13 protein-coding genes are annotated in these 13542 nt (G+C 69.2%); 4 read left to right on the top strand and 9 right to left on the bottom strand.

Features of this window, described 5'->3' with window-relative positions; all coding sequences use genetic code 11:
* Positions 1–306 carry a 30S ribosomal protein S10 gene (gene rpsJ / locus ACFRAQ_RS28385; RefSeq protein ID WP_040804197.1) on the bottom strand — a complete coding sequence of 102 codons (306 nt, stop codon included), beginning with the start codon at positions 304–306 and terminating at the stop codon, positions 1–3.
* A gap of 496 nt (positions 307–802) precedes the next feature.
* A complete protein-coding gene (locus tag ACFRAQ_RS28380) occupies positions 803–1228 on the bottom strand; it encodes a hypothetical protein (protein ID WP_379105025.1) in 426 nt (141 codons plus the stop codon).
* A 192-nt stretch (positions 1229–1420) separates the two neighbouring features.
* Between ACFRAQ_RS28380 and ACFRAQ_RS28375 the strand changes: the two genes are divergently transcribed.
* Together ACFRAQ_RS28375 and ACFRAQ_RS28370 are read left to right on the top strand one after the other, a co-directional pair.
* Positions 1421–1897, top strand: coding sequence for a hotdog fold domain-containing protein (locus ACFRAQ_RS28375; protein WP_357285062.1), 477 nt, complete (start codon positions 1421–1423; stop codon positions 1895–1897).
* Between the two features lie 61 nt (positions 1898–1958).
* Positions 1959–3191, top strand: coding sequence for a lycopene cyclase family protein (locus ACFRAQ_RS28370; protein ID WP_379105023.1), 1233 nt, complete (start codon positions 1959–1961; stop codon positions 3189–3191).
* A 22-nt stretch (positions 3192–3213) separates the two neighbouring features.
* Here the strand turns inward: ACFRAQ_RS28370 and ACFRAQ_RS28365 are convergent, their stop codons facing one another.
* The 4 genes from ACFRAQ_RS28365 to ACFRAQ_RS28350 all read right to left on the bottom strand — a co-directional run bounded on the left by ACFRAQ_RS28365 (position 3214) and on the right by ACFRAQ_RS28350 (position 7039).
* Positions 3214–4242, bottom strand: coding sequence for an SDR family oxidoreductase (locus ACFRAQ_RS28365; protein ID WP_379105021.1), 1029 nt, complete (start codon positions 4240–4242; stop codon positions 3214–3216).
* A gap of 96 nt (positions 4243–4338) precedes the next feature.
* On the bottom strand, positions 4339–5229 hold the full coding sequence (locus tag ACFRAQ_RS28360) for an ABC transporter permease (protein ID WP_379105019.1): 891 nt from the start codon (positions 5227–5229) through the stop codon (positions 4339–4341).
* Positions 5226–6035, bottom strand: coding sequence for an ABC transporter permease (locus tag ACFRAQ_RS28355; protein ID WP_357089192.1), 810 nt, complete (start codon positions 6033–6035; stop codon positions 5226–5228). Before ACFRAQ_RS28355 ends, ACFRAQ_RS28360 begins: the two co-directional genes overlap by 4 nt.
* On the bottom strand, positions 6032–7039 hold the full coding sequence (locus ACFRAQ_RS28350; protein ID WP_379105017.1) for an ATP-binding cassette domain-containing protein: 1008 nt from the start codon (positions 7037–7039) through the stop codon (positions 6032–6034). The genes ACFRAQ_RS28355 and ACFRAQ_RS28350 overlap by 4 nt, the downstream gene beginning before the upstream one ends.
* 332 nt (positions 7040–7371) lie before the next feature.
* Here ACFRAQ_RS28350 and ACFRAQ_RS28345 point away from each other — a divergent pair, with 332 nt between their 5' ends.
* The gene (locus ACFRAQ_RS28345) at positions 7372–8853 is read left to right on the top strand and encodes an aldehyde dehydrogenase family protein (protein ID WP_379105015.1); all 1482 of its coding nucleotides are present in this window, start codon (positions 7372–7374) and stop codon (positions 8851–8853) included.
* Between the two features lie 48 nt (positions 8854–8901).
* On the opposite strand, the gene ACFRAQ_RS28340 is transcribed toward ACFRAQ_RS28345, so the two are convergent.
* Complete coding sequence (locus ACFRAQ_RS28340; RefSeq protein WP_379105013.1) at positions 8902–10143, bottom strand: TetR/AcrR family transcriptional regulator; 1242 nt, start codon at positions 10141–10143, stop codon at positions 8902–8904.
* A gap of 127 nt (positions 10144–10270) precedes the next feature.
* Between ACFRAQ_RS28340 and ACFRAQ_RS28335 the strand changes: the two genes are divergently transcribed.
* Complete coding sequence (locus ACFRAQ_RS28335; protein ID WP_379105011.1) at positions 10271–11059, top strand: enoyl-CoA hydratase-related protein; 789 nt, start codon at positions 10271–10273, stop codon at positions 11057–11059.
* Positions 11060–11068: 9 nt separating this feature from the next.
* On the opposite strand, the gene ACFRAQ_RS28330 is transcribed toward ACFRAQ_RS28335, so the two are convergent.
* Positions 11069–12322, bottom strand: coding sequence for an Nramp family divalent metal transporter (locus ACFRAQ_RS28330; RefSeq protein WP_379105009.1), 1254 nt, complete (start codon positions 12320–12322; stop codon positions 11069–11071).
* Positions 12323–12448: 126 nt separating this feature from the next.
* The gene (locus ACFRAQ_RS28325; protein WP_379105684.1) at positions 12449–13441 is read right to left on the bottom strand and encodes an alpha/beta hydrolase; all 993 of its coding nucleotides are present in this window, start codon (positions 13439–13441) and stop codon (positions 12449–12451) included.
* Positions 13442–13542 lie beyond the last annotated feature (101 nt).

Raw genomic sequence — 13542 nt, 5'->3', positions numbered from 1 at the left:
TCACTGAATGTTGACGTCGACGCTGGCCGGCAGGTCGATACGCATCAGGGCGTCAACCGTCTTCGGCGTCGGGTCGAGGATGTCGATAAGCCGCTTGTGCGTACGCATCTCGAAGTGCTCGCGCGAGTCCTTGTACTTGTGCGGCGACCGGATGACGCAGTAGATGTTCTTCTCGGTGGGCAACGGCACCGGGCCGACCACACGGGCACCGGTACGGGTCACCGTCTCGACGATCTTGCGCGCGGACGCGTCGATCGCCTCATGGTCGTAGGCCTTGAGCCTGATGCGGATCTTCTGTCCCGCCACGCTGAGTGTCCTTTTCTCCGCTTGCGTTGTGATCCAGGAGCTTTCACTCCCGAACCACCCTCATTTGCACTGCCGAACACACGAAGACGCATCAGCCACCACACGACCTAGGCCCTCGGGCCCGATCCATCGCCGCTGTTCATCTGTCATGGTTCATCCGGTCCACGCGGTCGGGCGTGTCGCTGCGCCGCTCATTCCTCGGCCCCGGACCAAAATCCTTACAAGCCTCGGAACAGTGTTCCGGACGCACCCACGCCGCAAATCAGCGGGGTGCAAAATTGGGTCTTTCTCACCCACCACCAGCGCCGATCCAACGGAAAAGACGCAACCCGGTGTGGGCAACCCGAACAGTATGCCTCGAGGCCCCGCCCCACTTCAAATCGCCCCCTCCCCCGCCCCCGGGCCAATGGCCCTGGTCACACCCGGTCGAGCCCCCCCGACTCGGGCCGCGTGCGGGCCGGTGCGGAATTCGGTTCGCGCACCGGCCATTTCACCCTCAGTTGTCGTGCATGTGGCGCAGGTAATAGTCCCAGCCGCCGAGATCCTGGATCAGCAGGAAGTTGCCGCCGCGGAACCGGGCGGGATCCACCAGGTACAGCCCGACCTGTCCGCCCGGTACATCGGCGGCCTCGCCGACGACCTGGGTCATGCTCCCGTGCGGGCGGCCGTCGACCACCAGATCGGAGTAGGTCGGATCGGGGGCGATCATATTGTGACCGCCGTTGATCTGGGTGATGGCCGCCGGGATCCAGCTGTTGGACAGGGCCACGGTCTCGTCGTGGGTCAGGTCCACGCCGAGGAAGATGCCCTCACCCGGGTTGGAGTACGGAGTGAAGGCGGCGGCCGAGCCGGCGGATGCGGTGGCGGCTGCTGCCCCCGCCAGTGCAATGCCGACGGTGGCCACCGCGGTGCGAATACGCATGATGTCGAGAGCTCCTATTTGTCCCCGATAGCCGGGCCGAGCGGCACCGGCTCCCAGCCGCGCCCGCGGCGCAGCCTTCCCAGATAACTAGCAACCGGTTGGTTTCGCGCGGCGAGGCAACCCGCCGACCGATCCGATGACCTATACGACACGGCACTTCCATGGAACTTACTTTTGAGTAAGATACGGGCCATGGGTAAAGAGACCGCTACGTATCGCGGGTGGAAGAAGCTTCCGGACAACCGGATCGGGCACACGCTGTTCTCGCTCGGGATGGTGGCCCGGGTGCCGTACTTCGGCACCGTGCTGCCGAGCGTGGTGCGGCTGGAACCTGGCCTGTGCGAGGTGACCGCGCCCAAGTGGTTCGGCATCCACAATCACCTGGGGACCTTCCACGCCATCGCGGCGTGCAACCTGGCCGAGGTGGCGATGGGGATGCTGTCGGAGGCCACCGTGCCCGACACCCACCGCTGGATCCCCAAGGCCATGAACGTGCAGTACCTGGCCAAGGCCAACTCGGGCCTGCGCGCGGTCGCGCAGCTGGACGAGGTTCCCGACTTCGCGCAGATCACCGAGGGGCGCGAACTCGTGGTGCCGGTGTCGATCTACGACCGGTCCGGGCTCGAGGTCGTGCACGCCGACATCACCACCTGGGTGACGCCCAAGTAATAGGGGGTGCGAAGTCGGGACCGACCTGGCGTGCACCGGTCCCGGCTGTTTGAATGCGGGTATGAGTGGCCGGGAGGTCGGCAGGGCCGCCGACGTGTGTGTGGTGGGGCTCGGTCCCACCGGGCGGGCATTGGCGCACCGCGCCATGGTGGCGGGCCTGCGGGTGGTCGCGGTGGATCCGCGGCCGACGCGGCTGTGGGCCCCGACCTTCTCCTGCTGGGTGGACGAACTGCCGCACTGGCTGGGGCACGGCGCCATCGCCAGCCGGATCGAGGCCCCCGCGGTGTGGACCACCACCGAGCACCGGATTCCGCGGCCCTACTGCGTGCTGTCCAAGCAGGGCCTGTTCGATGCGCTCCCGCTCGACGACGCCACCGTGATCACCGGTCGCGCCCGCACCGTCGAGGCGCACCGGGTGGAGCTGGCCGACGGCACCGAGGTGCGCGCGGCCACCGTCTTCGATACCCGCGGGCAGGCCACGCCGGGCGCGCGCCGCACGGCCAGCGCGCACGGCATCTTCGTGGACGAGGACATCGCCGCGCCCATGGTCACCGCCGGTGAAGGGCTGCTGCTGGATTGGCGCGACGAGAACGGCGCGGGCCCGGACGAGCCGCCGTCGTTCCTGTACTCGGTGCCACTCGGCGACGGCACGGTCATCTTCGAGGAGACCAGCCTGGGCCTGCGCGGCGGCATGCCGCAGCACGAATTGCGGCGGCGCACCCTGAATCGGCTGGCGGCGCACGGGATTCGGCTGCGCGGCGACGAGCCGACCGAGGCCGCACACTATCCGCTCGACGAACTGCCGCCGAAAGCCGGTCGCGGCGCGGTGATTCCGTTCGGTTCACGCGGCGGCATGATGCATCCGATCACCGGGTACTGCGTGGCGGATTCGCTGGCGCTGGTCGACACCGCGCTGGACGCGGTGCAGCGCGGCACCGATCCGATCGAGGCGCTGTGGCCCTGGCAGGCGCGGCTGGTCTATTGGATGCGCATGCGCGGCGTGTACGGCTTGGGGCGGCTCACCACCGCGCAGTCCATCGCCATGTTCGAGGCGTTCTTCACCCGGCCGCCGCGGCAGCAGCGCGCCCTGCTGTCGGCGCACGACGACTACTCGGCGCTGGGGACGGCGTTGTTCATGACGGTCGCGACCACCTGGCCGTTCACGTGGCGGTACGACCTGGTCGGCTGGACCAATCGAAACCGCTGGGTCGGTTGGGATTACGGGCGGGCCCGCACACTGGACGATCTGCTGCTGCCCCCGGACAGCCTGCTACCCGGGGACGACACGCCCTGAGGCCCAGACGCGGACTCGCGCCTCAGACCCAGTTCTCGATCCAGTACTTCCACACCACCCCCGCGTAGGCGGCCAGCGGCGGGACCTTGATATCGGTCCCGGCGAGGGCGGCCGCGGCATTGTGGGAGTCGAAGCGGCAGGCGAACTCGCAGTCCTCGATGACCTCCATCGGGATGCCGATCTGACGCAGCGCCCACCCCATGCCGGGCACCCGCAGCGTGACGTCGAGGGTCTGCTTGGGCATCACCTCGATCAGGTGCGGGGCGCCGGCCTCGTCGGCGAAGAGGTTGAAGGCCTCGGCGACGCTCTGCTCGCGCGGGTCCGCCAGGTGGTAGGTGTCCGGCCCGTCACCGTTCCGGTGCGCGATGTGGTCGAGCGCGCGGGCCACGAAATCGACCGGCACCATATTGGTTTCGCCGAGCTGGGGCGCCACCACCGGCAGGATACGCGGCAGTTGCGCGGCCATGCGCAGCAGCCGGAAGAAGTAGTAGGGGCCGTCGATGCGGTCGATCTCGCCGGTGCGGGAGTGGCCGATCACGATGGCCGGGCGGTAGATCCGCCAGGGCACCGCGGTCTGGTCGCGCACCTCCTGTTCGGCGCGCAGCATGGCGCGCTGGTGGGGGGTGGGCAGCAGCTGGCCGACGTCGGTCATGTCCTCGGTGAACACGCCCTCCCAGGCCCCGGCCACGCGCATGGTCGAAACATGGTGCAGTCGTCCCGCTTCCAGCGCGCCCGCGAGTTCGGCCACCCGCAGGGTGCCGCCGCCCGCGCCGGTGGCGTCGAACCCGGCGGCCAGGTGGAAGACGTGGTCGATCGAACCGCGGTGCGCGGCAATCCAGCTCGCGTCGACGCCGAGGCCGGGCGCGGCGAGGTCGCCGCGGACCGGGTGGACCCGGTCGCGGTCGCCCCAGTCGCGTAGGCAGCGGTTGTAGCGCAGCACCGAGTCCTCGCCCGGTCGCACCAGGACGTGAACGTCCGCGCCACGCTTCAGGAGTTCGGGTACGAGAAACCGACCGATGAACCCAGTCGCCCCGGTCACCAGGTATGACATGGGGGCCACCTTAACGTGACGCACGCCACTGGAACCCCGAGGGTCGCACCCGGGGGAAACCGGTCGGGCGTGTCCGCCCGCCGGCTTCCGTCGTGTCTAGGCTCCGGTCTCGGCCGCGCGCCGGTACCCGCGGATGGCGGGGTAGGCGAACACCACGATCATGCCGATCGCCCAGGCGGCGGTCTTCCACAACGGGGTCGCGATGGGCCCGTCGTAGGACAGGCCGCGCATGGCGTCGATGGCCGTACTCATCGGCTGGTTCTCGACCGTCTTCTGCAACCACACCGGGTAGGCGAAGACCGGCACGAACCCGGAGTTGAAGAACATCAGCAGGGTGTTGATGATGCCCACCAGCGACACCAGCATGACGCCTTCGGTCAGGGTGGCCAGCGCCGTCACCAGCACCGCGAATCCGAGTGCGAACAGCACCGGAATCGCCAGCATGGCAATCGAAGCCGCGGGCCCGTACCAGAACCGGAAGCCCAGCGCGACGCCCACCGCGAGCACGAACAGCGAGGTGATCACCACGCGAATGGCCTCGGCCATCAGTCGTCCGGTGAGCCCGGCGGCGCGGTGGATGGGCATGGTGTAGAACCGCCCGAGCAGACCGGTCGCCTTCTCCACCTTGAAGCCGAGCGCGCTCACCACCGATCCGGACATGGCCGCGACCAGCATGACCATCGGCACGGTGCCGTAGATGCTGGGCATGCCGGTGGCCATGGTGATCGAGTCACCGAGCACGATCCGGAACATGATCAGCGTGGCGGCCGGGTAGACCAGGGTCTGAATGGTGGTGGCGGGGTCGCGCATCCAGCCGATGAGCATGCGCTTGCACTGGATCACGCTCTGCTGCGCCCACACCGAGAGCGCGCGTTCCGAGCGGGGTTTCACCACGGGCAGCGGCTCATGCCCCGCCCACGAATCGGGTTGGGTCACCGGGTCCCCGGATTTCTCGACGGCCGTCTCGGCCGTGGTCGCCGTGCTCATGACCGCCTCACGCTCGCCCAGACCGCCAGCGGCAGGAAGACGACCAGCAGGCCGCCCAGCCACACCAGCGGCACCCACAACACATTCCAGGTCACCCCGTGCTGAGCCATGTCGCGCAGTGCGAAGGAGAACTGCGAGATGGGCTGGTTGCGCACGAACGGCCGCACCCACACCGGGAATCCGTTCTCCGGCACGAAGCCGCAGGACAGCATGCCGAAGATGAGGGTCGGCAGGGTCAGGGCCTGGCTCAGCGATTCGGGGCTCTTGGTCAGCGACCCGAGCCCGTCGGCGCCGATGGCCAGGATGGTGCCGACGGCGAGGGAGAACCCGCAGAACAGCGCGGCCTGACCCCAGCCGGCGACGAAGTGGAATCCGATCAGATGTCCCCAGACCAGCGCCGCGATCAGCGAGACCACCGAGCGCACGAAGCCCGCGGACAATCGCGACACCAGCGGCACCATCTTGCCGATGGGCATGGTCTGCATGCGGGTGTTGAGTCCGGTCATGGCTTCGAACGCGGCCAGCTGCGCGTTGGACATCATGGTGAAGGACATGGTCTGCAGCACGATGATCGGCATGACGAACTGGGCGTAGTCGATGCCCTGGAACTTCATCACGTAGCGCAGCGGCAGGTAGAAGCCGAGGGTGAAGACCAGGGGCACGATGACCGCGATGAGCATCTCGCCCTTGGTGAACATCACCCAGACCACGCGCCCGGTCAGGGCCCGCCACTGCGCGAAGCTGTTGGGCCGGGCCGGGGGTACCCCGGCGAAGAGATCGGCGGCGTTCGCCGCGGGCGCGGTCACGCGGCGCCTTCCGCGCCGACGGTCTCCTTGGTGCCGGAGTGTCCGGTGAGGGTGAGGAAGACGTCGTCGAGCGAGGGGCGTCGCAGGCCGATGTCGGCGAGCTGGACGGCCGCGCTGTCGAGCCGGCGCAGCGCCTCGGACAGGGTGGCCGCGCCCTCGGGGGCGGGGATGGACAGCCGGTCGCCGGAGAGTTCGGCGCGGACCGCGGCGGGCACCAGGTCGCCGAGGGCGTCGGCGACCTTGGTCAGCTGGGTCGGGTCGAGCGGCACGACCTCGCAGTAGCTGCCGCCGGTCTTCTCCTTGAGGGCGTCGGCGGTGCCTTCGGCGATGACCGTGCCCTTGTCGATGACGATGATGTTGTCGCTGAGCACGTCGGCCTCTTCGAGGTACTGCGTGGTCAGCAGGACGGTGATGCCCTGGGTCTTGAGCGCGGTGACGAGGTCCCAGACGCCCTGGCGCGAGCGGGGATCCAGACCGGTGGTGGGTTCGTCGAGGAACACCACCTCGGGCCGGACCACGAGGCCGCAGGCGATGTCGACGCGGCGGCGCATACCGCCGGAGTAGTGCCGGACCGCGCGGCGGCCGGCGCCGGTGAGGTCGAATTCCTCGAGCAGGTTGTCGGCGCGCTGCCGGGCGGCCTTGCGGGGCAGGCCCATGAGGCGGCCGAAGAGCTCGAGGTTCTCGCGGCCCGAGAGGTTCTCGTCGAGGGCGGCGTACTGGCCGGTCATCATGATGGACCGGCGCACCGCGGCCGGATCGGCGCGGACGTCGTGCCCGGCGATGCGGGCGACGCCGGAGTCCGGGCGCAGCAGGGTGGACAGGATCTTGACCGTGGTGGTCTTGCCCGCCCCGTTGGGGCCGAGGATGCCGAGGACCTGGCCGCGGGCGGCGGTGAAGCTGACCCCTTGCAGCGCGTGCACATCGCCGAAGGACTTGCGAATGTCTTCGACGAAAACGGCCGGATCGTCGGCTGCTACGGGTTCCGGTCTGTCCAAGCTGGGCATCAACTCTCCACTATCGGCTGGTCGGGCTGAACGATGTCGCCCCGGGGCGGCGGGTCCCCACATCGCGCGGGGGCGGTAGTTACCGCCCGCCGGGATGATCCACACCGCCGGCCGTGATGTTACCGGCGTGCCGCGCGGCAGGCCGTTTCTTTGCCGAAGCAGCGAATTTCAAACTGTGCCCTTGGTCACAAACCGAGGGTCTGCCGAATAGCCGCTGATCCAGGCGCAGACCGGGCGGTATGCGGCGATTTCGCTACCTTGTCGCATCTGCGCCTCGAACCATAGTCTGGCCTTGGCGGGGAGAGACATTCACAGGCCACGAGAGGTTGACCATGGCCGAGTCGGCGCAGCCGGCAGCAGGACGCGCCGGCGCGCGCAGATCCAAGGTACTCACGTCCTACGACCCCAGAACCGGGGAAGTCGTGGGCGAATACGCAGGTATGGGGGCGGGCGAACTGACCCGCACCGTGCGCTCCGCCCGCAGCGCCGAACAATGGTGGGCGGCACTGGGATTCGACGCCCGCAAACGCTGGCTGCTGGACTGGAAGCGCAGCCTCGCCCGCGGCACCCGCGACCTGGTGGAACTGATCAGCCGCGAGACCGGCAAGCCGCGCATCGACGCGGCCATCGAGGTCACCCTGGCCGTCGAGCACCTGGATTGGGTTGCGCGACATGCCGAACGGACGCTGGGCCGCACCACCCGGCTGGGCGCCACGCTGCGCCGCGAACCGACCGGCACCATCGGCTACCTGCCACTGGGTGTGGTCGGCGTGCTGGGGCCTTGGCACAATCCCGTTCTCACCCCGATGAATTCGATCGCCAGCGCGATGGCGTCGGGCAACGCGGTGGTGTTCAAGCCCAGTGAACTCACGCCCGGCGTGGGCGCGTGGCTGGCCGACACCTGGAATCGCCTGGCCCCGAATCAGCCGGTGCTGCAAGTGGTCACCGGCGACAGCGGCACCGCCGCCGCCCTGTGCCGCGCGCCGGTGGACAAGCTCGCCTACGCCGGGTCGGGCGCGGGGGCGCGCGAGGTGGCCGCGCTGGCCGCCGAGGCGTCCACTCCCCTGGTCATCGAGCCGGGCGGGCGTGGGTCGATGGTGGTCCAGGTCGACGCCAAGCTCGACAGCGCCGCGGCCGCGGCGGTGTACGGCGCCATGGCCAATTCGGGCCAGCAGCCCGCCGGGGTGCAGTGCGTGTACGTGGCCGACTCGGTGTACGAGCCGTTCCTGGAGCTGGTCGCCGATCAGGCCCGGCGGTTGCGGCCCGGCGCGGACCGGCGCGCCTCCTACGGGCCGATGATCGTGGACGCCCAGATCGACGTGGTGCGCCGCCAGGTGCGCGACGCGGTGACCCGGGGCGCGCGGCTGGTGGTCGGGAGCCTGGAATCGATCCGCGAGCCCTACATCGAGCCGATCGTGCTGACCGAGGTGCCGGAGAACAGCGCCGCGGTGACCGGCGAGCCCGTGGGTCCGGTGCTGGTGGTGAATCGGGTGGCCACCATGGACGAGGCCGCCGATCGCGTGAACGCGGATCGGAAGCCGCGCACGGTCTCGGTGTTCACCCGCGACGTCCGCTCGGTCCCGGAGTTCGCCGCCCGGCTGCGCAGTGAGCTGATCACGGTGAACGCGGCCCCGGTGTACGGCGTGAACGGTCCCGGCCGGATCCGGGATCCGCGCACGCTGCGGGAGTTCACGCGGCCGCAGACGATCACCGAGAAGCACCCGCCGGACCAGATCACCTCGGGCACGTTCGAGAAGCATCCGCGCCGGTTGCGGGTGGCGCGGGCGCTGTTCCGGATGCGGCACCGGGTCTGAGGATTCGGGAGGGCCTGCCGCCGAAGCCGATTCGGCGGTGGGCCCGACCTATTCGGCGGCGGGCGCGCCCAGCAGCACCGCGCGCATGAGCGCGCTCACCCGGGCCAGGTTCTCCGGCCGTCCGTCGAAACGGATGCGCCGACCCACGTCGATGACCTGGGCGATGGCGGCGTGCACCCGGAAGCGGGCCTCGACCTGGTCGCCGTCGAGCAGATTCGCCCATTCCAGGACGTTCTGCCGCTGCACCGACCGCAGCCGATGCTGTTCGGAGGCGGGCAGATTGGAGAATTCGGAGAAGTAGACCGGCAGGATCTCCGGCATGGCGAAGGTCATGCGGGCGAATCGGTCCGCGATCCGCACGGCGGCGTCCGAGCGGCTGGTGGCCTCGGCGAGGGCCTCGTTGTTGGCGATGGCGACGCGTTCGCCGGTGCGGTGGAAGGCGGCGGCGAGCAAGTCGGCCTTGCTGGCGAAATAGCGGTAGACGCTGGAGGCGTTGATGCCCGCGGCCGCGCCGATCTCCTCGATGCTGGCCTCGTGGTAGCCCTGCCGGCCGAAGATGCGGATGGCCTCGGTGAGCAGCTGCTCGCGCTTGGAGATGACGGGCAGGCCGCGCACCAGCGGCTCGCCGGTGGGCGGGGCGGGCGCGGGCGGCAGGTCGGCGCGCAGGATGTCCCAGCAGATCTCGGTGAGCAGGTTGACCAGCCGGGTGGTGGACAGCGCGGTGCGGTGCGCGGTGATGGATCCGATGGCACTGAGCAGGGCGGCGGCCCGCAGCTGGGTGTCGGCCGGATCGGCGTCGGGGTAGAGCGCGGCGATGGCGGCGGCGACGGTGTCGTGCAGTTCGGTGTAGATGACCCGGATGCGGGTGCGGTCCTCGCGTTCCAGGTAGCGGCGTTCCCACCGGTACAGGCCGCCCTCGCGGCGCACGTCGATGGTGTGCTCGGCGACGCCGCGGATCAGCGCGGTGAGTCGTGGTTCCGGTTCCAGGCCGGGATTGTCGGCGGCCTTGGCGGCGTCGAGCAATTGCTGCGCGCCCATTTCGGCGGCGGCGACCAGCAGGGCGTACTTGTTGCGGAAGTGGCGGTAGAGGGCGGGGCCGGAAATGCCGACCTCGGCCGCGATCTCGTCGACGCCGACCGGGTGGTAGCCGCGTTCGGCGAAGGCTCGCGCCGCTACTCGTACGATTTGCGCCTTGCGGTTCTTGGGGCGGCGGCGGGGGCCGGATTCCCCGTCGGGAGTACCGGCCGGTCGCCCGGTAGCGAGGGCGGCCTCGCTGCGATCGGCGACCATACAGTTTCTCCTTCTCGATGACACCGGCTGTTGACAGTGCCGGACGAACGCTCCTAAGTTAACCACAATTCGCAAAGCCGAACACACAGCATGCGGCCTGGCCGCAGATATATCTGGGGAGCGCCCGATGACCACGAGCACGCCGGGGTACACCGCGATCAAGGACGGGCGGATCCTGCGCATCACCATCACCAATCCCAAACGCAAGAACGCGCTCAGCTACGACACCATGGCGGGCCTGGGCGACGCCGTGCTCGCGGCCTCGGCGGATCCGGCGGTCCGGGTCATCGTGCTGACCGGCGAGGGCGGCGACTTCTGCACCGGCGCCGACCTGTCCTCCGCCCCGGAGGAGAAGACCCGCGGCATCACGCCCGAGATGACCATGGACGTGGCCAACCGGATGATCCGCGCCATCGTGGACGCGCCGATCCCGGTCGTCGCCCGGGTCAAGGGCGCGGCCGCCGGGGTGGGCGTGGCGTTCGCGCTGGCCGCCGATCTCACCTACGCCGCCGAGGACTCCTACCTGCTGCTGGCCTTCATCAATATCGGCCTGATGCCCGACGGCGGGGCGGCGGCGCTGGTGGCGGCCGCGGCCGGACGTCCGCTGGCCGCCGAGATGGCGCTGCTGGGCGAGCGGCTCCCGGCCCGAAAGGCCCTGGAGCACAGTCTGATCGCGGGCGTGTACGCCGACGAGGAACTGGACGCCAAGGTGGAGGCGGTGATCGCCAAGCTGGCGCACGGCCCGCGCCGGGCACTGGAGCTCACCAAGCGCGCCCTCAACGCGGCCGCACTGACCTCGCTCGAGGCCGCGCTGGCCGCCGAGAAGACGGGCCAGTGCGAACTGCTGGGCTCCGACGATTTCGCCGAGGGCGCGGCGGCCATGCTGCAGAAGCGCAAGGCCGTCTTCGCCGAATAGCGCCCGGCGTCAGCCCTTTCCGGTGGCCGTCAGGTAGATCAGCACCACGTTGAGCGTGGTGATGATGGCGGCCACCAGCCAGGCCAACCCGGTGGTGACACGGTGATTGACGTTCTCCCCCATGAGTTCCGGGTCGCTGGTGAACCGGACCAGCGGGATGAGCGCGAACGGGATCCCGAACGACAGCACCACCTGCGAGATGATCAGCGCCCGCGTGGGATCGATGCCGACCGCGAGCACCACCAGGGCGGGGATCAGCGTGATCACGCGGCGCACGACCAGCGGGATGTGCCGGTGCAGCAGGCCCTGCATGATCATCGCGCCCGCGTAGGCCCCGACGGAGGTGGACGCCAGCCCGGAGGCGAGCAGTCCGACCGCGAGCAGCAGTCCCGCGACGGGACCGAGCACGTCCTGTACCGCGGCGTGCGCGCCCTCGATGGTGTCGACGCCCTCGCGGCCGCGCAGGGTCTTGGCGGCCATGAGCAGCATGGCCAGGTTCACGGTGCCCGCGAGCAGCATGGCCAGGGCGACGTCGTAGCGGGTGATGCGCAGCAGGCGATTTCGGGCCGCGCCGACCTCGGGGTGCCCGTGCCGGTCTCGGGCCATGCCGGAGTGCAGGTAGACCACGTGCGGCATGACGGTCGCGCCGATCATGGCGGCGGCCAGCAGCACGCTGCCGGAGTCGGCGAAGCGGGGCACCAGGCCGCCGACGGTGCCGGACGCGGAGGGCGGTGAGATGACCACGGAGGCAAGGAATCCGATGGCGATGATGCCGAGCAGTCCGGTGATGACGCGTTCGAAGGGCCGCTGCCCGCGATGGTTCTGGATGAGCAGCAGGATCATCGACACGAAGCCGGTGATGATGCCGCCGACCATGAGCGGCAGTCCGAACAGCAGGTTGAGCGCGATGGCGCCGCCGACGACCTCGGCGAGATCGGTTGCCACCGCGACGGTCTCGGCCTGCGCCCAATAGCTGAGCCGCACCCAGCGACCGGCCTTGGCGCGCACCACTTCCGGGAGGGAGCGGCCGGTCACCAGGCCGAGTTTGGCGGACAGGAACTGCACCAGCCCGGCCATGATGTTGGCCATCACCACGACCCACACGAGCAGATAGCCGTATTCGGCGCCGGCACTGATGTTGGAGGCGACATTGCCGGGATCGACATAGGCGATCGCGGCGACGAAGGCGGGGCCCAGCAGCACACTGGCCGACCGCGCTCGCTGGAACGGGGTGCTGCTCTTATCGGCCACGCTGGTACTCACAAGATGAGTTTACGGGTTCCCGAACTTTTTGTTTAGCCCTTCCGTGCGACCTGTGACCACAGCCATAACGGCGAACGGCCCGGCACCTTCCGGTGCCGGGCCGTATCACGGTGTGCGCGTGGGTCTCTAGACGCCGAGACCCTGGGCGAGCAGCGGCCACGACGCGATGAACTCGTCGTTCCAGTAGCCCCACGAGTGGGTACCGGTCGGCCGGAAGTTGTAGGTGGCCGGGATGCCCAGCGAGTTCAGCTTGTTCGCGAGGTTGTGGCTGCAGAAGTTGGTGCCCGCCTCGATGACGCCACCGATGATCATCTGGTTGGCCAGGCCGTAGGCGCCGGGCAGCGCGTAGGGGCCGTTGAGGGTGTCGTACTGGCCGGGCAGACCGCTACCGGAGGAGATGTAGAGGTTGATGCCGCGCAGCTTGTCCGCGTTGATGACCGGGTCGTGCGCCGCCCAGTCGGGCGAGTTCGACGGGCCGTACATGTTCTCCAGCTTGCCGCCGCCCCAGGTCTCGACGGTCAGGCGCATGAACTCCTGGCCCTGCGGGTCGGCCATCTGGGCGCAGCCGGAGTAGGCGGCGACGGACTTGTACAGGTCCGGCTTGGCCTCGGCCAGGGTGAGCACGGTGGTGCCCGAGGTGGAGATGCCGGCGATCGCGTTGACGCCGTTGGTGCCGAGTGCGGCGTCGATCAGCGGGGGCAGTTCCTCGCTGAAGAAGGTGGTCCACTTGTTGCGGCCCAGGGTCGGGTCGTCGTTGTTCCAGTCCTGGTAGTAGGACCATTTGCCGCCGATGGGCTGGACCACGTTGACGTTCTTGTCGCCGAGGAAGCCATTGACGATATTGGTCTTCTTCACCCAGGAGGCGTCGTCCTGACCGCCGCCGGCGCCGTTGAGCAGGTACAGGGTGGGGCGCGGGACCGAGGTGTCGGCGGGACGCTGCACGTCGACCGGGTAGGTGGCGCTCATGGCCGCGGAGTAGACGTAGAGCCGGATGTTCCGGTCGTCCTTCATCTCGGCCTTGGTGATCTTCGAACCGTCCGCCGAGACCGGGTCGGCCAGCAGCTTCTTGCCGTCGATGATCGGGTCAGCGGAGGCGGAACCGCCGCCGACACCGGTCATGAGACCGGTGAGAACCGCTGTGGCGGCGAGGAAGGCGGCGGCTCGCGCCCCGCGCCGGCCGTTCCGGACATGTCGACGAATCAATGTTTCGCACCTTCATC

It is taken from the genome of Nocardia sp. NPDC056611 (genome assembly GCF_042792755.1).
In the GTDB taxonomy this organism is placed as follows: domain Bacteria; phylum Actinomycetota; class Actinomycetes; order Mycobacteriales; family Mycobacteriaceae; genus Nocardia.
The sequence above is the reverse complement of the archived record's forward strand: the minus strand, read 5'-3'. Positions and strand labels throughout refer to the sequence as shown.